Raw genomic sequence first — 19,146 nt, forward strand, 5'->3', positions numbered from 1 at the left:
GCCGGCAATTCGCGGCATCGGCGCGCGCGGATCCTGACCCTGGTCCGGGCGCGCATGGCGCCGGGCGGGATCCGGTGGCCGGGGTTTCCGGCGGATCGGGCGAAGCCGCCAATACGCAAAAGCCCCCTTGCGGGGGCTCTGGCGGATCTGGCGGGGAGGGGGGGATTCGAACCCCCGAGGCGCTATAAACGCCTGCCTGATTTCGAGTCAGGTACATTCAACCGCTCTGCCACCTCCCCGGAATGCGGATGTCGCGCGGTCCCGGCGCTGAACGCCGGGGGCGCAATCATACGGGGGCGGCTGCCGCCGGACAAGGCGCGGAGTAGACTGGCCGGCCCGATTTTCCGCAGGAACCGCGTCATGTCCGAGATTTCCGTGCCCGTGTCGTTCGGCGAGCTGCTGGACAAGATCGCGATCCTGCAGATCAAGTCCGAGCGCATGACCGATCCGGCCAAGCTCGCCAACGTACGCAACGAGCTGACGGCGCTGGAGAACACCTGGATGGCGCATCCCGCCGCCGGCAAGGACATCGCCCGCCTGCGTGCCGACCTCAAGGCGGTGAACGAGCGCCTGTGGGTGATCGAGGACGACATCCGCCTCAAGGAGAAGGCGCAGGCCTTCGACGAGGAGTTCATCCGCCTGGCGCGCAGCGTCTACTTCGAGAACGACATCCGCGCCCGGGTCAAGAAGGAGATCAACCTCGCCCTGGGCTCGGCCTACGTCGAGGAGAAGTCCTACCAGGACTACGGGACCGGCAAGGGCGCCTGAGCGACGCAACACCCGGCAACGGTCCCGGCACAACGCCCCGGCAAAACGGCCCGCCGCAGCGGCACGGCAACCACCCGCGCGACGCCACGGCGCTGCGTGCCGGGTGATCGGTTTCGCACCAGGTTGCATCGGATCGCACTGCAGACATGGTTTCCGTCGCCGTGCTCCTTCCCCCGCCGTGCGGGGGAAGGCCGGGATGGGGATGCGCCGCAGGCGCGTGCTGGAGACCAATCCCCCGGGTTATCCGCCGTGATCTGCCCGGCAGCGCTCGAACGCGGCGATGGCGTCGTCCACCGTGACCAGCTCCATCACCCCGTCGAACTCGATCTTGGTACCCCACTTCAGCTCTGCGGCGGGCTTGCCCAGGTACTTGCGCGCGGCATCGTCGTAGCGGTCGACGCAGTAGCGGCGGTCGGAGTAAGGGCCGCTGCGCGCCGGGTTGCTGGCCGCGTGCAGGCCCAGCACCTTCGTGCCCATGGCGTTGGCGATGTGCATCGGGCCCGAGTCCGGGGTCATCACCAGCGCGGCGCGTTCGAGCAGGGCAGGCAGCTGTTTGAGCGTGTCCTTGCCGACCAGGTCCAGCGCGGGCGACGACATCGCGGCCTGGATCGCATCGGCGGACTCGCGTTCGAGCTGGCTGCGGCCGCCGCACAACACCACGCGCCAGCCCTGCGCCGCGGCGTGGTCGGCAACGGCGGCGTAGCGGTCGGCGAACCAGTTGCGGCGCACGTGGCTGGAGCAGGGCGAGACCAGCAGCGCCGGCCGCCCGTCCTCGGGCCACTGTGCGCGCGCCCATTCGCGGGCTTCGGCCGGAACCGGCATCTCCCAGCGCACCGGCTGCGGGCGCAGGCCCAGCGGTTCGCAGAAGCTGCCGATGGCGTCGAGCACGTGGATGCCGGGGCGATCGGGGATGCGTTCGTTGATGAACAGCCCATGCAGGTCCTTGGAGCGCGAGCGGTCGTATCCGATCCGTCGCCGCGCCGGAATGAAGGCCGACAGCAGGTTGGCCCGCGCCGCCACCTGCATCTGCAGCAGGGCGTCGAAGCGCCGGTCGCGCAACCCGCGGCGCAGGGCGCGCATGCCGGCCAGGCCGGTCTGCTTGTCGTAGACGATGAACTCCACGCCGGGCAGGCCGTCGAGCAGGCGTTGTTCGCCCTTGCCGATCACCCAGGTCAGGGCGACGTCCGGCCAGGCCGACCGCAGCGTATCGACCAGCGGCAGCACGTGGGTCACGTCGCCGAGCGCCGACAGGCGCAGCAGGCAGATCGAGCGCGGAACGGGAGGAGGTTGGGCCACGGCTTGCTAGACTCGCTGGATGGTCGCGTTCGACGCCACTGAGAGCCTGACGCCCTTCCGCGATCCGCGCGGCAGCGGCGAGTATGGGGCGATTCTGTTCGACTCCACGCAGTTGCGGCAAGTGGACCCGCGCTGGTTCGACGCGGAGGAGTGGGGCATGCGCGCGCGCGCGGTCACCGGCAGCGGCCGCGGCAACGCCTGGTTCATCGACGCCAGCCACGGCCCCTGTGTGCTGCGCCAGTACCTGCGCGGCGGTATGGCGGCGAAGTTCAGCCGCGACCGCTACCTCTGGCGCGGCGCCGATCGCACCCGCAGTTTCGCCGAGTTCCGCATCCTGCGCGAACTGCTGCGGCGCAAGTGCCCGGTGCCGCAGCCGGTCGCCGCCTGCTACCTGCGCGGACGCTTCAGCTACCGGGCCTGGATCATCGTCGAGCGCCTGCGCGAGGTGCGTTCGCTGGCCGACCTGGTGCGCGAGGCGCCTGCCGACGCGCCGTGGGAGGACACCGGGGTGCTGATCGCGCGCTTCCATCGCGAGGGTCTCGACCACGCCGACCTCAACGCGCACAACGTCCTCTACGACGCCCGCGGCAAGGGCTGGCTGATCGACCTGGACAACAGCCGCATGCACATCCCGGCCACCGCCTGGCGCGAGCGCAACCTGCAGCGCCTGCTGCGGTCCCTGCACAAGGTTGCCGGCGCGGCCGAGGCCGTGGCGGTGGAGGCCGGGTTCGCCCGGCTGCGCAAGGCCTACGACGCGCGCTGGGCGCGCGGCAACTGAAGATGGCGCGCCGGCTGCTCCACATCGTCTTCGCGGGCCTCGCGCGGTGAGCTGGGCGCTGCGCTTCCACGGCGTGGGCAACGCCTCGGCGGTCGAACTGGGTTCGCCGATGGCGACGATCGAACGCGACGGCCTGCCCTGGCTCACCATCGACTGCGGCAACGAGGGCCTGAGCGCCTTCCTGGCCCACTACGGCCAGCCACCGCCGGCGCTGTTCATCACCCACACCCACCTCGACCACGTCGGCGGATTCGAGCGGCTGTTCGTATCGGAATATTTCGATCCCGCGCGGCGCGGGCGGATGCCGGTGTACGTGCCGGCCAGCGTGGTCCCGCTGCTGCACCAGCGCGTGGGCGCGTATCCGAACGTGCTGGCCGAGGGCGGCGCCAACTTCTGGGACGCGTTCCGGGTGATCCCGGTGGGCGATGCGTTCTGGCACGACGGCCTGCGGCTGGAGGTGTTCCCGGCGCGCCACCACTGGCCGGACACCGCCTTCGGCCTGCGTCTGCCCGGCAGCCTGGTGTGGACCGGCGATACCCGGCCGATTCCGGAGCAGCTGCGCAGGCACGCCGACCGCGACGAGCTCGTCGCGCACGACTGCGGCCTGCACGGCAATCCCTCGCACAGCGGCCTCGACGACCTAGAGCGCGAATACGCACCGTCGCTGCTGGCGCGCTGCGTGCTGTACCACTACGCCAGCGCGGCCGACGGCCAGGCGATGTCCGCGCGTGGCCATCGCGTCGCACTGCCGGGCGAAACGTTCCCGCTGGGGGAGCCGGCTGCGCCTCCCGGAGCGCCGGCATGAATGCGCAGCCCGGCTTTCCGGTCGCGCTCGCGGACCGGCTGGCGCGACCGCTGCGCGACCTGCGTCTGTCCGTGATCGAGGCCTGCAACTTCCGCTGCGGCTACTGCATGCCGGCCGACCGGATTCCGGACGACTACGGCCTGGATGCCGCCGGGCGCCTGTCCTTCGACCAGATCGAAACGCTGGCGCGCGTGGCCGCGGGGCTTGGCGCGACCAAGCTGCGCATCACCGGCGGCGAGCCGCTGCTGCGGCGCGGCCTGGCCGGGCTGATCGAACGGCTGGCACGCATCGAAGGCCTCGACGACCTGGCGATGACCACCAACGGCTCGCTGCTGGCGCGCAACGCCGCGGCATTGCGCGCGGCCGGCCTGCGCCGGATCACGGTGAGCCTGGATGCGCTGGATCCGGAGCAGTTCCGCGCGCTGTCGGGCGGGCGCGGCGAGGTCGCCGACGTGCTGGCCGGCATCGCCGCGGCCGAAGCGGCCGGCTTCGGTCCGCTCAAGATCAACTGCGTGGTCCAGCGCGGCGTCAACGACGACCAGGTATTGCCGCTGGTCGCGCATTTCCGCGGCAGCGGCCACGTCCTGCGCTTCATCGAATACATGGACGTGGGCACCTGCAACGGCTGGCGGCGCGAGGGCGTGGTGCCGTCGGCCGAGCTGCGCGACCGCATCCATGCGCGCTGGCCGCTGCGCGCGCTCGACGCCAACTACCGCGGCGAAGTGGCCGAGCGGCATGCCTTCGACGACGGCGGCGGCGAGGTCGGCTTCGTCAGCTCCGTGACCGCGCCGTTCTGCGGGGACTGCCACCGCGCGCGCGTCTCGGCCGACGGGCAGCTGTACACCTGCCTGTTCTCCTCGCAGGGCCTGGACCTGCGCCCGGCCCTGGTGCAGGGCGAAGCCGCGCTCGCGGAGAGGCTCGCCGACATCTGGTCGCAACGCGCCGACCGCTATAGCGAGCTGCGCGGCAGCGCGCGTGCGCAGCGACGCCACGTGGAAATGTTCCTGGTCGGCGGATGAGCCCGCGGGCGGGCCGAGCGGCTACGATGGCGCCATGGCGACAGGCAAGACACTCACCCATCTGGATGCCCAGGGCCGCCCGGCCATGGTCGACGTTTCCGGCAAGACGGTCACCGCGCGGCAGGCACTGGCCGAGTGCCGCGTGCGCTTTCCCGCCGACGTGGCCGCGCAGCTGCGCCGCTCGGGCCTGCGCAGCGCCAAGGGCGGCATCGTCGATACCGCGGTCATCGCCGGCACGATGGCGGTCAAGCGCACCCACGAACTGATCCCGTTCTGCCATCCGCTGCCGATCGACGGCGTGCGCATCGCCATCGACTGGCACGGCGAACGCGATCTGCGCATCGAGTGCCTGGTCAGGACCACGCATCGCACCGGGGTGGAAATGGAGGCGCTGACCGGCGCCACCGTCGCCGCGCTCACCGTCTACGACATGTGCAAGGCGCTGTCGCACGCGATCGTGTTGGGCCCGGCGAAGCTGGCCGGCAAGCGCGGCGGCAAGCGCGATTTCGGGAAGGCCGGCTGATGGCAAGGGTGACGCTGCTGTACTTCGCGAGCCTGCGCGACGCCGCCGGTGCCGCCTCCGAGACGCTGGAGACCGATGCGGCCGACCTGGCTGCGCTCTACGCCCAGGTGCGCGACCGGCATGGCTTCGCGCTGCCGGTCGAGCGCCTGCGGGTGGCGGTGGACGGCGATTTCGCCCGCTGGGCCGATCCGGTCCGCGAGGGCGCGGAAGTGGCGTTCATCCCGCCGGTGTCCGGAGGATGAGGATGGACCGCATGACCGCAGTGAACCCGATGCGGGTCGGGGCGGATGACGCGCGCCTGCGCGACCGGCGGGCGGCATGACGCGTTTCCGCATCGCAGACGCCCCGTTCGACATTGCGCCGCTGCGCGAGGCCCTGCTGCACGACCAGGCCGGTGCCTTCGCCGCCTTCGAGGGCTGGGTGCGCGACCACAACGAAGGACGCCCGGTGCGCGGCCTGCGCTACGAGGCCTACGTCGGACTGGCGGACGCCGAAGGCGGGCGCATCGTGGACGAGGCGCTGGCCCGGTTCGGGGCGATCGACGCCTGCTGCGTGCATCGCATCGGCGAACTGGCGATCGGCGAGCTTGCGGTGTGGGTCGGCGTCAGCGCCGCGCATCGCGGCGCCGCGTTCGATGCCTGCCGCTGGATCATCGACGAGGTGAAGTCGCGCGTGCCGATCTGGAAGCACGAGCGCTATGCCGATGGCGATGCCGACTGGCTGCATCCGCGCCAGGCCGACCCTTCCGACTCCGGCCACTGATACCGTCGCCACGGGCGGAATCACAGGGCAACCCCCGGGGGGGCGAGGCCGATTGGCGTGATCGCAGGTCCGTCGCGCTGACGTGTGTCCTTCGCGATAGGCGGCGTAGGCCGGGCGGCCATGGTCCATACCGACCATTGGCCCGCTGGAGTCCTGGTCGATGGACAGGCCGTCGCGCGCGCTGCATCTGGTCCGGTAGGATCGGTCGCGGACAGGGACCAGGAGGCAGGGATGCGGTTGCGAACGGGTCTGTGGATGGTGCTGTGCGTGGCGGGCGTGGCAGGCTGTCGTTCGACACCGGTCGAGCCACCCGAACCGGTGGCCAGCGTGGACGTGGCCGTGGTGCCGCCACCGCCCGGCGCCTCGCGCATGCAGCTCGATCCGAGCCAGGCCTTCGTGTTCCCGCTGCTGCTGCAATCGGAGATGCCGGCGTATCCGCCCGACCTGCTGGCGCAACGGCTGCCGCCACTGACCCTGTGCGTCGACGTGGATATCGGCGCCGACGGCGTCGTTACCGGGGTCGGGCACCGCCAGGACGAAGATTGCCCGGGCGCCGGGCCACATGCGCCGCGCTTCGCCGACGCGCTCGAGACGTCGGTGCGCCGGTGGCGGTTCGATCCTGCGCTGGTCTGCCGCACGCCCGACGGCCGTGCGGCGGAGGACGCCTGCGCCGAGCCCGATTCGATCGACACACCGGTCGCGCTGCGCCTGTCGTACGCGTTCGTCTTCAGCCAGGAAGACGGTCTGCCGCAGGTGGAACTGGCGTCGGGCGAACGCTGAGCGCGCCGGGTGCGGGACAGTCGCGGCCCGTTGGCCGTGGAGCGACCCCGTGGCGACGGGGCCGGGAGAATGAATCGCCCGGCCGTTCGCGCGAAGTCCGGTTGCCGAAAGGGTAATGGCCCCGCCAGCTTGCCTCGGCACCCGCGTCGATCGATACCGCGCCCGACCACACCGTTCGCCGCCATGAGGACGAACCCGTCGCCACGGGCCACGACAACAAAGCGCCGGCTTTTTCGCGCGCAGGATAGGGACAGGAAAGGGTGATGGCCCCGCCAGCTTGCCTCGGCACCCGCGTCGATCGATACCGTTGCTGCCTTCCGGCCCTGGCGGGGTTTTCGACCTAGCGTCGCGAGGGGCCGACGGGGCCACCATAGAACAGGGCCGCGCAACGCGCGGCCCGTGAACCTGAAACTGGCGGAGAGAGGGGGATTCACTCGGCGCTGCGCGCCTCGCCCTTCGGGCGGCTTCGCCGTGCAGGCCGCTGTGCGGCCTGTCGAACCCGGGGGTTCTCACCCCCTCTCCGGTGTCGCCGGCGAAACTCACGCGACCCGAACCATCTAACCACTTGAAACTGGCGGAGAGAGGGGGATTCGAACCCCCGAAGCGCGGTTTAGACGCTTACACACTTTCCAGGCGTGCTCCTTCAACCACTCGGACACCTCTCCGTGAGGTCCCGGCAGGCGGCTTCCAGTCGCAGCAGGGGCGCAAATTCTAGCGGTGGCGCGGCCGCACCACAACCAAGCGGTGCTCCGAGGCCTGAACGGACGCATCCGGGCAGGCAAACTCGTGCGCGGCGCGGCACAATGGGCGCATGTCGTATCTCGTCCTCGCCCGCAAGTGGCGCCCCAGGCGGTTCGCCGAGCTGGTGGGCCAGGAACACGTGGTCCGGGCGCTGAGCAACGCGCTCGATTCGGGCCGCGTGCACCACGCCTACCTGTTCACCGGCACCCGCGGCGTGGGCAAGACCACGATCGCCCGGATCTTCGCCAAGAGCCTGAACTGCGAGAAGGGCACCGGCGCCGATCCCTGCGGCCAGTGCGAGACCTGCCTGGCGATCGACGCCGGCCGCTACATCGACCTGCTCGAGATCGATGCGGCCTCGAACACCGGCGTCGACAACGTGCGCGACCTGATCGACAACGCGCAGTACATGCCTTCGCGCGGCCGCTACAAGGTCTACCTGATCGACGAAGTCCACATGCTGTCCAAGCCGGCGTTCAACGCGCTGCTCAAGACGCTGGAGGAGCCGCCGGAACACGTGAAGTTCCTGTTCGCGACCACCGACCCGGAAAAACTCCTGGTCACGGTGCTGTCGCGCTGCCTGCAGTTCAACCTCAAGCGGCTGGACGAGGCGCAGATCGGTGGGCAGATCGCGAAGATCCTCGAGGCCGAGAACATCGCGGTCGAGCCTGGCGCCGTGCGCCAGCTGGCGCGCGCGGCCGACGGCAGCCTGCGCGACGGCCTGTCGCTGCTCGACCAGGCGATCGCCTACACCGGCGGCAACCTGTCCGATGCCGGCGTGGCGACGATGCTCGGCACCGTCGACCGGACCCGCGTCGGCACGTTGCTGGAAGCGCTGGCGACCGGCGATGGCGCCCGGCTGATGGCGGAAGTGGAGGCCCTGGCCGAGTTCTCGCCCGACTGGTCCGGGGTGCTGGACGCGCTGGCCGGCGCATTGCATCGCATCCAGGTCAGGCAACTGGTGCCGGGCAGCCCGGGCGAGGCCGACGGCGTCGACATCGAGCCGCTGGCCGCGACGCTGCGGCCCGAACTCGTGCAGCTGTGGTACCAGATGGCGCTCAACGGCCGCCGCGACCTGCCGATCGCGCCCAGCGCGCGTTCGGGATTCGAGATGAGCCTGCTGCGCATGCTGGCGTTCCGTCCGTCCGAAGGCGGGCAGCAGGCCGCGGCGCCGGTGGCCGGTGCCGCGCCGGCGCGTGGCGAACGCGGCGCGGCCGCCGCGGCGCGCGCCGCGCTGGAGGCGGACCTGGCGCGCTCGGCGCCTGCCAGGCGCGAGGACGCGGCACCACGCGAGGCGTCCGCACCGCAGCGCGAAGCCGCCCCTGCGGCCATTGCCAGGCCCGCACCGCCGCCGGGCGCGGAGCCGGTCGCCGAAGCGCCCGCATCGCCTGCACCGCCCCCTGCGCCCGCTCCGCCTGCTGCGCCGGCCAGGCCCGCAGCGCCGACCGCGCCGGTGGCGCTGGACGGCGCCGGCTGGGTCGATCTGATCGCCAACCTGGGGCTGCGCGGACCGGTACGCGAACTCGCGGCGCATGCGTCCTTCATCGACTGGAGCGGCGGCGTCCTGCGCCTCTCGCTGCCGGCCAGCGACGACCATCTCAAGGCGCCGTTCCTGGTTTCACAGCTGGCGAATGCGCTGTCGCCCAGCCTGGGGGCCGCGCCGCAGATCCGGTTCGACGAGGTCGCCGCGGCCGCCGGCGAAACCCTGCATGCGCGCACCGCGCGCGAGCGCGACGAACGCCAGGCGGCGGCGGAAAGCGACTTCCTGTCCGATCCGAACGTGCAGCGGCTGATGCGGCAGCACGGGGCCCGGGTCGTTCCCGATTCCATCCGACCATTCGACGAAGCCTAGGAACACGACATGCGTGGAAACATCGCCCAGCTGATGCAGCAGGCGCAGAAGATGCAGGAGAACATGCAGCGCGTGCAGCAGGAGATCGCCGCGCTCGAAGTCACCGGCAGCGCCGGCGGCGGCATGGTCAGCGTGACCCTGTCGGGCGCCAAGGAATGCCGCAAGGTGCGCATCGATCCGAGCATCCTGTCGGACCAGGAGATGGTCGAAGACCTGATCGCGGCCGCCTTCAACGATGCCTCCAACCGGATCGACGCAGCGTCCAAGGAAAAGATGGCCGGCGCCACCGCCGGCATGCCGATCCCGCCCGGGATGAAGCTGCCGTTCTGATCCTGCAGGCCGGGCGCCAGCTCCTGCCCGCCGCCGGTGGGGCGCGCGGCGTGGTGGTCCCTGTCGCAGCGGTCCGCCCGGCCATTGCCGTGAACCCGACACCATGTCCCTGCTCGAACAGCTGATCGAAGCCTTCCGCGTGTTGCCGGGCGTCGGCCAGAAGAGCGCCCAGCGCATGGCCTACCACGTGCTCGAGCGCGAGCGCGACGGCGGGCGGCGGCTGGCCGCGGCGCTGGCCGAGGCGGTGGAGCGGGTCGGCCACTGCACGCGCTGCCGCGACTTCAGCGAGAGCGAGGTCTGCGCCACCTGCGCCAGCGCCTCGCGCGATGCGCACCAGCTGTGCGTGGTCGAGTCGCCCGCCGACCGCCTCGCGATCGAGCAGGCCACCGGCTACCGCGGCCTCTATTTCGTGCTGCAGGGACGGCTGTCGCCGCTGGACGGCATCGGCCCGCGCGAGATCGGCCTGGATCGCCTGGACGCGCGCCTGCGCGAGGGCGAGGTGCAGGAACTGATCATCGCCACCAATCCCACGGTCGAAGGCGAAGCGACCGCGCACTACCTGGCCCAGCTGGCGCGCCAGCACCAGGTCAAGCCCAGCCGGCTGGCCCACGGCGTCCCGCTGGGCGGCGAGCTGGAGTACGTGGATCGCGGCACCCTGTCGCACGCGTTCGGCTCGCGCAGCGAGATGGCCTGAGCGGATCGCCGGTCCGTGATCCGGAACGAGGATCGCGCCAGGCGCTGGCCATTGCGGCCTGGATCCGGTGCCGGGCGCACGGTCGGCGGATGGACGTCACTCCACGCATCCAGTGCGTACTCCTCACCTCAACCCATCTAGAGCGTTGCCATGCCCACCGTCTTCCAGCGGATCATCCGCCGCGAGATTCCTGCCGACATCGTGTTCGAGGACGAGCACCTTATCGCCTTCCGCGACATCGCGCCGCAGGCGCCGGTGCACGTGCTGTTCGTGCCCAAGGATGAATTCGCGACCTTGAACGACGTGCCCGCCGACCGCCCGGAGATCGTCGGCCGCCTCGCCATCGCGGCCGCCGCATACGCCAGGGCGCAGGGCTTCGCCGAGGACGGCTATCGCATCGTCATGAACTGCAACGGCGACGGCGGCCAGACCGTGTTCCAGATCCACCTGCACCTGCTGGCCGGCGCGCCGCTGCGCGGGTTCGGCGCGTAGCCGCCGGCGGGTCAGCGCGCCGCCATCACCACCAGCCCCACCACGGCCACGGCTCGGGGCGGCTGATCACCCGCACCGCTTCGCGCTTGGGCCACAGGTAGACCACGTCCGCGGCGACCTTCGGGAAGCGATAGTCGTATTCGCCGATGCGGCGCGTGTCGTAGCCGCTGACGGTGCCGGAGAAGGTGACTTCGCGGTTCACCTCGAACACCGCCGGGTCGTAGAAGCCGGCGCGGCAGGCGATGAAGCGACCGTTGCTGTCGTCGCTGCCCCACCAGGGACGCCCGGTGGACGTCAGGCGGGTGGAGATCATCTCGAAGCAGGTCTCGTTCGGTCCCGGCTCGACCTGGACGATGCGCCCGCCCCAGCGGACCGCAAGGCCGGTGGCGTCGGATTCGACCGCGGCGTGCGGCGTGATCGGACTGAAGTCGCCCCGCAGCGGTTTCGGCTGGGAGGCGCAGGCGGCCAGCAGCAGGGCCGCGGTGGCGGGAAGCAGGAGGCGGACAGTCATCGTGGCGGTTCCGTGGGTCGGGTCATGCGGGGCGATGCCGGCGCAGCGCGCGGATCAACGGGCGTGGATCGGCGTCGGCACTGCGTGGAGCGTAACGCCAGGTTTCGAAACGCGCAGTGAGCGCCAGCAGCGCGTCGGCGTCGCGCGGACGCGCCGCCGCCACGCGCCTGGCCCACTGCAGCGACGGTTCGTGCGCCGCACGCGCAAGCCCCAGCTTCGCGTAGCGGGCGCCCAGCCGCCGCCATGCCGCCACCACGGCGTCGCCGCCGCGTTCGGCGCGTGCGGTCAGCCACAGCATCCAGGCCAGGGCCAGGCCGGCAAAGGCCGCAAACAGCGCCACCAGCCCGCGCATTCCGGCGCCGTCCAGGCCGAGCGGCCGCAGCATCGCCATCTGCCGGCTGGCGTCGAAGCCCAGGACCAGGTCGTTCCAGCCGCGACGCAGCCAGTCGCCGAGGTCGAGCATCGGCACCACGCCGGGCAGGCCGGCGAAGCCGCCGCCGGCGCGATCGTCGATGGTGTCGTAGATGCGCTCGGGCGCGACCGCGGCCGTGGGATCGGCGCGCACCCAGCCGCGGCCGTCCAGCCACACCTCGGCCCAGGCATGGGCATCGGAGTTGCGCACGATCCAGTAGCCGCCGATCGGATTGCGGTAGCCCCCGGCATAGCCGGTCACTACGCGTGACGGAACGCCGGCCGCGCGCATGAGGATCACGAAGGCCGAGCTGAAATGCTCGCAGAAGCCCTGCTTCCATTCGAACAGGAACTCATCGGCGGAGTGGCGGCCGGGCAGCGGCGTGGACAGGGTGTAGCCAAACTCGGCGCGGATCATCGCCATCGCGCGCTCGACGATGGCCGCGTCGCCGGCGCCGCCCAGTTCGCGCCGCCATTGCCGCCCCAGGGCGACGGTGCGCGGATTGAATCCTTCCGGCAGCCGCAGCGCGCTGTCGCGCACGAACGGGAGCAGGCGCGGCTCGAAGCTGCGCGCGGGCGCGGCGTCCATGCGCCAGCGCGTCGCCGAATTCATCGGTGCGCCTGCCTCCAGCGTGTAGTCCCAGGACAGCCGCGCGCCCTGCGGCGCGGCGCCGGGAAGCTCCAGTGCGACCACGGTGCGCCGGTCGGTCGGCTCCAGCACCATCTCGTAGTTCCAGCGCGTGGGGACGCGGGTGGTCGCGGCTGGCGGCAGCGCCTGCAGGCGCCGCGCCCGCGTCCACGTGCGCCCGTCGTAATCCATCAGCACCGGCCCGCGCCAGTACATCTGCGACTGCGGCGGCGCCGGGCCGAGGAAGTCCACGCGCAGCGCCGGGCGGTCGTCGTTCATCAGCTCCAGCCATTCGCCCGGCGCCATCTCGTCGGACAGCCCGGGTCGCGCCAGCGCGCGTTCGGGCACGCCCCACAGCGGCGATCCCAGCCGCGGGAACAGCCAGAATGCCGCGAGCGCGAGCGGCAGCCCGATCAGCAGCAGCCTGGCCACGATCGCCACGCGCCGCCGCGGCGCGGTGCGCGCCGTTTCCCCCGACTCCTGCTCGGCCAGCTGCGCCAGCGCGGCCAGGGCGACGATCGCGCCGACCAGCCCCAGCGCCAGCGACAGCGGGCCCTGGTCGAGCAGGAAGGTGGAGAACGGCGCGAACAGCGCGAAACCCACCAGGCTGCGCGCATCGCGCAGCGAGGCCAGTTCGCCGGGCTTGATCGCCAGCATCGCCGCGAGCAGGGCGCAGGCGGTGTCGCGCCCCAGGCTGAAGCGCGACATCGACAACACCACGCCAAACAGGCACAGCGCCAGCACGATGCGCAGCCACGCCGGCAGCGGCCGTCGACGCGAGGCCAGCGCGACCAGCAGGCCAGCGCCGACGCAGCCGGCCGCGACCGCCACGGGCAGCTGCGGCAGCAGCGGCAGCAGGCAGGCGGCCGCAGCGGCCAGGGCCCAGTGGCGGCTGGCGCGGGTGAGCGGCGCCGGATCAGGACGCGGCAACGGACCCTCCCTCGCGTGGCAGCAGCGCCAGCGCGCGCAGGCAGGCGTGCCGGTGCGCGGCGCCATGGGCGGGACCGAGTTCGGGCTGGCCGGGCAGGCGCAGGCGGTAGCGCCGCGACTCGCGTTCGGCCTCGTCCACCCAGCGTGCCAGCCGGCGGATGCGATCCTCATGGCGCAATGCGTGTAGCGCCTGCCAGTCGAGCACGATGTCCGCGCCGGCGGGCTGTTCGAACTCGCGCACCAGCAGCGCATCGCGCCGCGCCGAGGCCTTCCAGGCCACCGCGCGCAGGCTGTCGCCGCGACGCCATTCGCGCAGGTGGTGCACGTCGTCGCCGCTGGGCGTCAGCCGCGGCTGCGCGTGTTCGCCCTGTCCGGCGGGCAGCGGCGGCCCGGCCGGCTCGGGTGCGGGATAGACCAGCAGCGGCGCATCCGCCCACGCATAGGCCCAGGCCCGTGCCAGGCCCAGCGGGCGCGTGGTCGAGATTCGCAGCCGTCCGGGATCGAGCCAGCCGCGCACGCTGGTGGCGAGCGCCAGGTCGGCTTCACCGGCGCCGTTGTCCAGGGTCATGCGGGTGGCCTGGCCCGCGCATTCCAGGCGTAGTCCGCGCCGCTCGCGCCCGGCGTCGGCGCGCGCGTGCACGCGCAGTTGCAGCGGCGTGCCCGCGGCGACCGGCTCGGCGCCGATCGCGTGGATCTCCAGCCCGCTCAGCTGCAACTGCGCCTGCAGCAGGCTGGCGATGCCCGCACCGCCCAGCAGCAGGCACAGCAGCAGCGCCGGATTGTTGTTGTAGTTGAGCGCGCCGGCGCCCATGGTCAACAGCAGCAGGCTGAAGAACAGGCCGAAGCGGGTCGGCAGCACGTAGATGCGGTGGCGGTCGAAGCGCACCGGAAGCGAGGCCGGCGTGCGCCTGCGCGTCCAGGCGTCGAAGCGTGCGTCCAGCCGCCGTCGCAGCCGCTGCAGCATCAGCGCGCCGGCCGGGCGCACGGGCCCGTGCCACCTGCAGCGGCAGGCGCCGGGAAGAAAGCGGGGACGTCGGCTGCCATGGCGCGACCGCCTCAGTCCACCGGCACGTCCTGCAGGATCGACATCGCCAGCGCGGCGCCGTCGCTTCCCGCTTCGATCTCCGGGACCAGCCGGTGCGCGGCCACCGCGCCGAACAGGGCCTGCACGTCCGCAGGCGTCGCGCTGGTGCGCCCCTGCAGCAGCGCATAGGCGCGCGCGGCGCGCAGCAACGCGATGCCGGCGCGCGGCGACAGGCCCACGCGGACGCCCGGCGCGTGCCGGCTGCGCGCCAGCAGCGCCTGCACGTAGCCCACCAGCGCCTCGCTGGCATGCACGGCGGTCACCGCCTGGCGCAGGCGGACCACGTCGTCGCCGCCGAGCAGGGGCGTGGCGCGCGCAATCAGTCCGCGCCGGTCCTCGCCCGCCAGCAGGGCGCGTTCGGCGGTCTCGTCCGGATAGCCCAGCGACAGCCGCAGCAGGAAGCGGTCGAGCTGCGAGTCGGGCAGGGGATAGGTGCCCGACAGGTCCACCGGATTCTGCGTGGCGATCACGAAGAACGGTTCGGGCAGCCGGTGGGTGGTGCCGTCCACGGTGACCTGGTGCTCGGCCATCGCTTCGAGCAGCGCGCTCTGGGTGCGCGGTGGCGCCCGGTTGATCTCGTCGGCGAGCAGCACGTTGGCGAACACCGGGCCCGGGTGGAACTCGAAGCGGCGCGCCTGCGCATCGAAGATCGACACGCCCACGATGTCCGAAGGCAGCAGGTCGGAGGTGAACTGCACGCGCTGGAAACCCAGTCCCAGCGTCGCGGCCAGGGCATGCGCCAGGGTGGTCTTGCCCAGGCCGGGCAGGTCCTCGATCAGCAGGTGGCCGTCGCACAGCAGTGCGACGAAGGCCAGCCGCACCTCGCGCGCCTTGCCCAGCACCAGGCTGTTGACCTGCGCCTGCGCTGCCGTCAACGCCTCTTGATCCTGGTCAGTTAGCATGGCGGGTTGGTGGATGGCGGCGGACACGACGCTCTCCGTTGGACAGGCGGATTTCGAGTGTACGGGGTTGCGGCGCATGCAGGAACGGAACGGACAGCGGACGGCGTTCATCGCGCTGTGGACCTGCGTGGTGATCGCCAAGCTGCTGGTGGCCGCGCGCCTGCCGCTGTTCGTCGACGAGGCGTTCTACTGGCAGGAAGGCCAGCACCTGGCCTGGGCCTATTCCGACCTGCCGGGCCTGACCGCGTGGACGATCCGGCTCGGCGGTGAGCTGTTCGGCGACAGCGTGCTGGCCGCACGCTCGCTGTTCGTCGTCGTCTCCGCCGCGTTGCCGTGGCTGGTGGTGCGCATCGCAAGGCGCGAGTCCGAGCCGGAGCTGGCCTGGATCGCGGGCTGTGGCGCGCTGGTGCTGCCGCTGTTCGCCACGCTCGGAGTGCTTGCGCTGCCGGACGTGCTGATGGCGCTGGCCACACTGTTCTGCCTCGATGCGCTGACCCGCATGCTGCGCCAGGTCAGCTACGGCAGCGCGGTGCAGCTGGCGCTGGGCCTGGCCATCGGCGCACTGAGCCACTACCGCTTCATCGCCGCCATCGGCGCGGGCCTGGTCGCGCTGCTGCTGCTCGCGCGCGGTCGTGAACTGCTGCGCGATCCGCGCGTGATCATCGCCGTCGCGTTCGGCGCCGCGGCCTGGATGCCGCTGCTGGCCTGGAACATCGAGAACGCCGAAGCCGGGCTGCGCTTCCAGCTTGTCGACCGGCACCCGTGGGCGCTGCATCGCGAGGGCATCGACTTCGTGCCGATCCAGGCGGCGTTCGTGACCCCGCTGCTGCTGGTCGCCCTGCTGGTCGGCGCCTGGCGCTTCCGCCGCCACGACAGGGACGGGCTGCGGCTGCTGGCGCTGTCGGGCGGCATCGTGGTGCTGGGTTTCTTCCTGCTGGGCTTCTTCGCCGACACCGAGCGGGTGAGCTTCCACTGGCCGCTGCCCGGCTACGTCGCGCTGCTGCCGCTGCTGCCGCTGGTGCTTGCCGCGTGGCCGCGCTGGCTGCGGGTGCTCACCTGGGCGATGGCGGTGGTCGGCATGCTGGCGATGCTGGGCTACTACGCCGCGGTGTCGTCGCCGGACCTGCGCGAGCGCAGCGCCGCCGGCAAGTGGTATCCGCAGAACTTCTCGGGCTGGGACGAACTGGCCACCGCGGTGCGCAAGGCGCGGGCCGGGATGCCGGACGGCACGCGCGTGGTGGCGGACAACTTCAAGGTCGGCGCCGAGCTTGGCTTCGCGCTGGGCGATGCGTCCATCCCGGTGCTGCCGCATGCGCTCAATCGCGCCCATGGCCGCGCGCCGCAACTGCAGCTTTGGGGGCTGGAGTACGACGGACGGACCGGCAGCGAGGGGCCGGCGCTGCTGGTGGTGTCTCCCAGCGACGTCAAGCTCAGCGAACTGCTCGACCACTACCAGGCACTGTGCCGCCGCTTCGGCGCGCTGCCGGCGCCGCAGGTGGTCGACGCCGACGGCGGCGGCAGGCGATTCCTGCTGTTCGCCCTCGAGGGCAGCGCGGACGGCAAGGCGGACGCGGAATGCGTGCCGCCGGCGATCGCCCATCTCAACACGCCGGAGGCCGGGGCGCGGCTGCCGGCGAAGTTCGAGGCCACCGGCTGGGCGATCAAGGACGTGGCCGGCGTCGAGCGCGTTTCGCTGACGCTGGACGGGCGGGTGGTGGCGCAGGCCGAATACGGGCTGCAGGACGACTGGCCGCAACGCTTCTACGGCGGCCGCTCGAAGGATCCCGCACAGCCGCGGGTGGGCTTCCGCGCCACGATCGATGCAAGCGCACTGCCGCCGGGGCGCTACTGGCTGGGACTCGAGGTGGCCGGCAAGGACGGCAGCGTGGAGCGCTTCGCCGGGCAGCCGGTGGAACTGCTCGGGGAATGACGCGCAGCGCGCGGAATCCGCAGGACGAAGAGGGCCGGATGACGACGATCCCGGGACGCGCGTGGATGGCGTTCGCCGCACTGGCCGCGCTGCTGCTGGCGGGCACCATGGCCTGGCACCTGCCGATGATGCTCTGGGACCACATCGACCTGGTCCCGATGTACGAGGCCTGGCAGGACGGAACGCTGGCGTCCTCGGCCTTCTGGCAGGTCCACGACGGCAGCCACCTGCACGTGGCCGCCTATGCGGTGCTGCTGGCCACCACCTGGGCTTCGGGCGGGCAACCGTGGCTGGACTGCCTGGCGAGCTTCGCCCTGCTGCTGGTGCAGGCGGTCGTGCTGTTGCGCATCGCCGGCGCGGCGCCTTCCGGCAGGATCCAGGGCGTATGGCTGATGGTCCTGCTGCTCATCGCACTGCACCCGGGTCACCTGGCCAACCTGCAGTGGGGCTGGCAGGTCGCGGTGTTCATCAGCACGCTGGGCGCCGTCGCCGCGATCGCACTGCTGACGCGCCCCGGTCTGTCGATGGCCGCCAACCTGCTGGCCGTCGCGCTGGCGTCTGTGGGCGTGCTCGGCTTTTCGACCACGCTCGCCGCCTTCCCGGTCGCGCTGGGGCTGGTGGCGCTGCATCCGCGGCTGTCGCACGGTCAGCGGCTGCTGCTGGCGCTGCCCTGGCTGGCCGCCGCCGTGGCGCTGCTGGCCTGGCTGTCGGTAGGGCGGGCCGCCGTCGGCGGCACGTTCCCGGGCCTCGGAACCACGGTGCTCTACGTCCTCAACTACCTGGGCGGCGGGGTGTCGCGACTGGCTACCGCGGCCGCGCCGGTCTGGGCGGCGATCGCGCTGGCCACCGCGGGCTGGGCCGCGGCGCGGCGCTGGCAACCGGCACTGCTGCCGTGGCTGGCGCTGATGGCGTTCGGCCTCGGCTGCGCGCTGCTGACCGCGCTGGGACGGGCCGACGCGCACGGCACCGACCACGCCTTCGTGACCCGCTACGTCAGCTTCTCGTCGATGTTCTGGTTCGGATGGACCGGGGCGATGCTGGTGGCCTGGCGCGAGGCGCAGCCGGCCTGGCGGCGCTGGGTGCGGCCGCTGCTGTCGGTGCTGCTGGTGTTCCTGCTCGCCAATGGCGTCCACATGGCCAAACAGGCGCGGCAGCTGCACGGACGCGCCGAAGGCCATGCGGCGCAGATCCTGGCCGCTTACCCGGACGTCGATCCTGCGGTGATGGACGCCGCCTACGGCTGGCGCGCCGGGGCCGCGCACGGGCACCTGGCTGCGTTGCGCGAACGCGGCTTCGCGCCCTTCGATCGCACGCCCGCCGCGGCCGATCGCTCAGGGCAGGACGAAGCCGGCCGCGCGCAGTAATCGCGCCGTCGCGATCAGGGGCAGGCCGACCAGCGCGGTCGGATCGCGCGTCTCGATGGCCTCGAACAGGGTGATGCCCAGACCCTCGCAGCGGAAGCTGCCGGCGCAGTCCCAGGGCTGTTCGGCGTCGATGTAGCGCGCGATCGCGTCGTCGCCCAGTGGCCGGAAGCGCACCACGGTGGTGTCCAGGGCCTGTCCGGCTTCGACGCCGGGTCCCGCCACCGCCACCGCGGTCAGGAACACGGCCTCGCGCCCGGACATCGCCCGCAGCTGCGCGAGCGCGGCCTCGCGCGAGCCCGGCTTGCCCAGCAGCCGCCCGTCGCAGCTGGCGACCTGGTCGGAGCCGATCACCACCGCCTGCGGATGCCGCCCGGCCACGGCGTCGGCCTTGGCCGTCGCCAGGCGCAGGGCCAGGGTTGCCGGCGGCTCGGCCGGATGCGGGGTCTCGTCGACCTCCGGGTGCACCGTATCGAAGGGCAGGCGCAGCCGTTCGAGCAGCTGCCCGCGCCAGCGCGAGGTGGAGGCGAGGATGAGGTCGCGGGACAT

Annotated in this window: 20 protein-coding genes, 2 tRNA genes and 1 other RNA gene; 14 read left to right on the top strand and 9 right to left on the bottom strand. The window is 72.1% G+C overall.

Features of this window, described 5'->3' with window-relative positions; translation table 11 throughout:
• Positions 1–148 precede the first annotated feature (148 nt).
• Positions 149–239: transfer RNA gene (locus Q0863_RS01600), tRNA-Ser, on the bottom strand.
• 121 nt (positions 240–360) lie between these two features.
• Between Q0863_RS01600 and Q0863_RS01605 the strand changes: the two genes are divergently transcribed.
• The gene (locus tag Q0863_RS01605) at positions 361–768 is read left to right on the top strand and encodes a DUF6165 family protein (protein WP_298573842.1); all 408 of its coding nucleotides are present in this window, start codon (positions 361–363) and stop codon (positions 766–768) included.
• A gap of 240 nt (positions 769–1,008) precedes the next feature.
• Here the strand turns inward: Q0863_RS01605 and Q0863_RS01610 are convergent, their stop codons facing one another.
• Positions 1,009–2,064 (bottom strand): glycosyltransferase family 9 protein, encoded by a 1,056-nt coding sequence (locus Q0863_RS01610; RefSeq protein WP_298573844.1) that lies wholly within the window; start codon positions 2,062–2,064, stop codon positions 1,009–1,011.
• Between the two features lie 19 nt (positions 2,065–2,083).
• On the opposite strand from Q0863_RS01610, the gene Q0863_RS01615 reads away from it, so the two are divergent.
• From Q0863_RS01615 to Q0863_RS01645, 7 genes are all read left to right on the top strand, one after another.
• Positions 2,084–2,842, top strand: coding sequence for a 3-deoxy-D-manno-octulosonic acid kinase (locus tag Q0863_RS01615; protein ID WP_298573846.1), 759 nt, complete (start codon positions 2,084–2,086; stop codon positions 2,840–2,842).
• Between the two features lie 46 nt (positions 2,843–2,888).
• A complete protein-coding gene (locus tag Q0863_RS01620) occupies positions 2,889–3,647 on the top strand; it encodes an MBL fold metallo-hydrolase (RefSeq protein WP_298573848.1) in 759 nt (252 codons plus the stop codon).
• On the top strand, positions 3,644–4,666 hold the full coding sequence (gene moaA / locus Q0863_RS01625; protein ID WP_298573850.1) for a GTP 3',8-cyclase MoaA: 1,023 nt from the start codon (positions 3,644–3,646) through the stop codon (positions 4,664–4,666). The genes Q0863_RS01620 and moaA overlap by 4 nt, the downstream gene beginning before the upstream one ends.
• Before the next feature lie 34 nt (positions 4,667–4,700).
• The gene (gene moaC / locus Q0863_RS01630) at positions 4,701–5,189 is read left to right on the top strand and encodes a cyclic pyranopterin monophosphate synthase MoaC (protein ID WP_298573852.1); all 489 of its coding nucleotides are present in this window, start codon (positions 4,701–4,703) and stop codon (positions 5,187–5,189) included.
• Entirely contained in the window at positions 5,186–5,431 is a 246-nt protein-coding gene (locus Q0863_RS01635) for a MoaD/ThiS family protein (protein ID WP_298575831.1), read from the top strand. The genes moaC and Q0863_RS01635 overlap by 4 nt, the downstream gene beginning before the upstream one ends.
• A 76-nt stretch (positions 5,432–5,507) precedes the next feature.
• The gene (locus Q0863_RS01640) at positions 5,508–5,951 is read left to right on the top strand and encodes a molybdenum cofactor biosynthesis protein MoaE (RefSeq protein ID WP_298573854.1); all 444 of its coding nucleotides are present in this window, start codon (positions 5,508–5,510) and stop codon (positions 5,949–5,951) included.
• Between the two features lie 231 nt (positions 5,952–6,182).
• The gene (locus tag Q0863_RS01645) at positions 6,183–6,731 is read left to right on the top strand and encodes a hypothetical protein (protein ID WP_298573856.1); all 549 of its coding nucleotides are present in this window, start codon (positions 6,183–6,185) and stop codon (positions 6,729–6,731) included.
• A gap of 266 nt (positions 6,732–6,997) precedes the next feature.
• On the opposite strand, the gene ffs is transcribed toward Q0863_RS01645, so the two are convergent.
• Positions 6,998–7,094: signal recognition particle sRNA small type (ffs, locus tag Q0863_RS01650), an RNA gene on the bottom strand.
• A gap of 209 nt (positions 7,095–7,303) precedes the next feature.
• Positions 7,304–7,396 (bottom strand) — tRNA-Ser (locus tag Q0863_RS01655).
• A 146-nt stretch (positions 7,397–7,542) separates the two neighbouring features.
• Between Q0863_RS01655 and dnaX the strand changes: the two genes are divergently transcribed.
• The 4 genes from dnaX (at position 7,543) to Q0863_RS01675 (ending at position 10,840) form a co-directional block, all read left to right on the top strand.
• Positions 7,543–9,324, top strand: a complete 1,782-nt coding sequence (gene dnaX / locus Q0863_RS01660) for a DNA polymerase III subunit gamma/tau (protein ID WP_298573858.1) — start codon at positions 7,543–7,545, stop codon at positions 9,322–9,324.
• A 9-nt stretch (positions 9,325–9,333) separates the two neighbouring features.
• The gene (locus tag Q0863_RS01665; RefSeq protein WP_298573860.1) at positions 9,334–9,654 is read left to right on the top strand and encodes a YbaB/EbfC family nucleoid-associated protein; all 321 of its coding nucleotides are present in this window, start codon (positions 9,334–9,336) and stop codon (positions 9,652–9,654) included.
• A gap of 103 nt (positions 9,655–9,757) precedes the next feature.
• A complete protein-coding gene (gene recR / locus Q0863_RS01670; RefSeq protein ID WP_298573862.1) occupies positions 9,758–10,348 on the top strand; it encodes a recombination mediator RecR in 591 nt (196 codons plus the stop codon).
• 150 nt (positions 10,349–10,498) lie between these two features.
• Entirely contained in the window at positions 10,499–10,840 is a 342-nt protein-coding gene (locus Q0863_RS01675; RefSeq protein WP_298573864.1) for a histidine triad nucleotide-binding protein, read from the top strand.
• 25 nt (positions 10,841–10,865) lie between these two features.
• Here the strand turns inward: Q0863_RS01675 and Q0863_RS01680 are convergent, their stop codons facing one another.
• From Q0863_RS01680 to Q0863_RS01695, 4 genes are all read right to left on the bottom strand, one after another.
• Positions 10,866–11,351: a Slp/YeaY family lipoprotein gene (locus Q0863_RS01680; protein WP_298573866.1), complete on the bottom strand. Its 486-nt coding sequence runs from the start codon at positions 11,349–11,351 to the stop codon at positions 10,866–10,868.
• A 22-nt stretch (positions 11,352–11,373) separates the two neighbouring features.
• A complete protein-coding gene (locus Q0863_RS01685; RefSeq protein ID WP_298573868.1) occupies positions 11,374–13,320 on the bottom strand; it encodes a DUF3488 and transglutaminase-like domain-containing protein in 1,947 nt (648 codons plus the stop codon).
• Positions 13,307–14,305, bottom strand: coding sequence for a DUF58 domain-containing protein (locus Q0863_RS01690; RefSeq protein ID WP_298573870.1), 999 nt, complete (start codon positions 14,303–14,305; stop codon positions 13,307–13,309). The genes Q0863_RS01685 and Q0863_RS01690 overlap by 14 nt, the downstream gene beginning before the upstream one ends.
• 71 nt (positions 14,306–14,376) lie before the next feature.
• Positions 14,377–15,306 carry an AAA family ATPase gene (locus tag Q0863_RS01695; protein WP_298573872.1) on the bottom strand — a complete coding sequence of 310 codons (930 nt, stop codon included), beginning with the start codon at positions 15,304–15,306 and terminating at the stop codon, positions 14,377–14,379.
• A gap of 76 nt (positions 15,307–15,382) precedes the next feature.
• On the opposite strand from Q0863_RS01695, the gene Q0863_RS01700 reads away from it, so the two are divergent.
• A complete protein-coding gene (locus Q0863_RS01700) occupies positions 15,383–17,236 on the top strand; it encodes a glycosyltransferase family 39 protein (RefSeq protein WP_298573874.1) in 1,854 nt (617 codons plus the stop codon).
• A 38-nt stretch (positions 17,237–17,274) separates the two neighbouring features.
• Complete coding sequence (locus tag Q0863_RS01705) at positions 17,275–18,600, top strand: hypothetical protein (protein WP_298573876.1); 1,326 nt, start codon at positions 17,275–17,277, stop codon at positions 18,598–18,600.
• Here the strand turns inward: Q0863_RS01705 and Q0863_RS01710 are convergent.
• Positions 18,568–19,146, bottom strand: coding sequence for a Maf family protein (locus tag Q0863_RS01710; protein ID WP_298573878.1), 579 nt, complete (start codon positions 19,144–19,146; stop codon positions 18,568–18,570). The two genes, Q0863_RS01705 and Q0863_RS01710, sit on opposite strands and share 33 nt — an antisense overlap.

The sequence above is a fragment of the uncultured Luteimonas sp. genome, assembly GCF_947492465.1.
Taxonomy (GTDB): Bacteria; Pseudomonadota; Gammaproteobacteria; order Xanthomonadales; family Xanthomonadaceae; genus Luteimonas.

Excerpts from the sequence above, each read along its gene's own strand:
- Q0863_RS01605 (WP_298573842.1), top strand. The coding sequence starts at position 361 with ATGTCCGAGATTTCCGTGCCCGTGTCGTTCGGCGAGCTGCTGGACAAG.
- Q0863_RS01615 (WP_298573846.1), top strand. The coding sequence starts at position 2,084 with ATGGTCGCGTTCGACGCCACTGAGAGCCTGACGCCCTTCCGCGATCCG.
- moaA (WP_298573850.1), top strand. The coding sequence starts at position 3,644 with ATGAATGCGCAGCCCGGCTTTCCGGTCGCGCTCGCGGACCGGCTGGCG.
- moaC (WP_298573852.1), top strand. The coding sequence starts at position 4,701 with ATGGCGACAGGCAAGACACTCACCCATCTGGATGCCCAGGGCCGCCCG.
- Q0863_RS01640 (WP_298573854.1), top strand. The coding sequence starts at position 5,508 with ATGACGCGTTTCCGCATCGCAGACGCCCCGTTCGACATTGCGCCGCTG.
- Q0863_RS01645 (WP_298573856.1), top strand. The coding sequence starts at position 6,183 with ATGCGGTTGCGAACGGGTCTGTGGATGGTGCTGTGCGTGGCGGGCGTG.
- dnaX (WP_298573858.1), top strand. The coding sequence starts at position 7,543 with ATGTCGTATCTCGTCCTCGCCCGCAAGTGGCGCCCCAGGCGGTTCGCC.
- Q0863_RS01665 (WP_298573860.1), top strand. The coding sequence starts at position 9,334 with ATGCGTGGAAACATCGCCCAGCTGATGCAGCAGGCGCAGAAGATGCAG.
- recR (WP_298573862.1), top strand. The coding sequence starts at position 9,758 with ATGTCCCTGCTCGAACAGCTGATCGAAGCCTTCCGCGTGTTGCCGGGC.
- Q0863_RS01675 (WP_298573864.1), top strand. The coding sequence starts at position 10,499 with ATGCCCACCGTCTTCCAGCGGATCATCCGCCGCGAGATTCCTGCCGAC.
- Q0863_RS01680 (WP_298573866.1), bottom strand. The coding sequence starts at position 11,351 with ATGACTGTCCGCCTCCTGCTTCCCGCCACCGCGGCCCTGCTGCTGGCC.
- Q0863_RS01695 (WP_298573872.1), bottom strand. The coding sequence starts at position 15,306 with ATGCTAACTGACCAGGATCAAGAGGCGTTGACGGCAGCGCAGGCGCAG.
- Q0863_RS01700 (WP_298573874.1), top strand. The coding sequence starts at position 15,383 with ATGCAGGAACGGAACGGACAGCGGACGGCGTTCATCGCGCTGTGGACC.
- Q0863_RS01705 (WP_298573876.1), top strand. The coding sequence starts at position 17,275 with ATGACGACGATCCCGGGACGCGCGTGGATGGCGTTCGCCGCACTGGCC.
- Q0863_RS01710 (WP_298573878.1), bottom strand. The coding sequence starts at position 19,146 with ATGTCCCGCGACCTCATCCTCGCCTCCACCTCGCGCTGGCGCGGGCAG.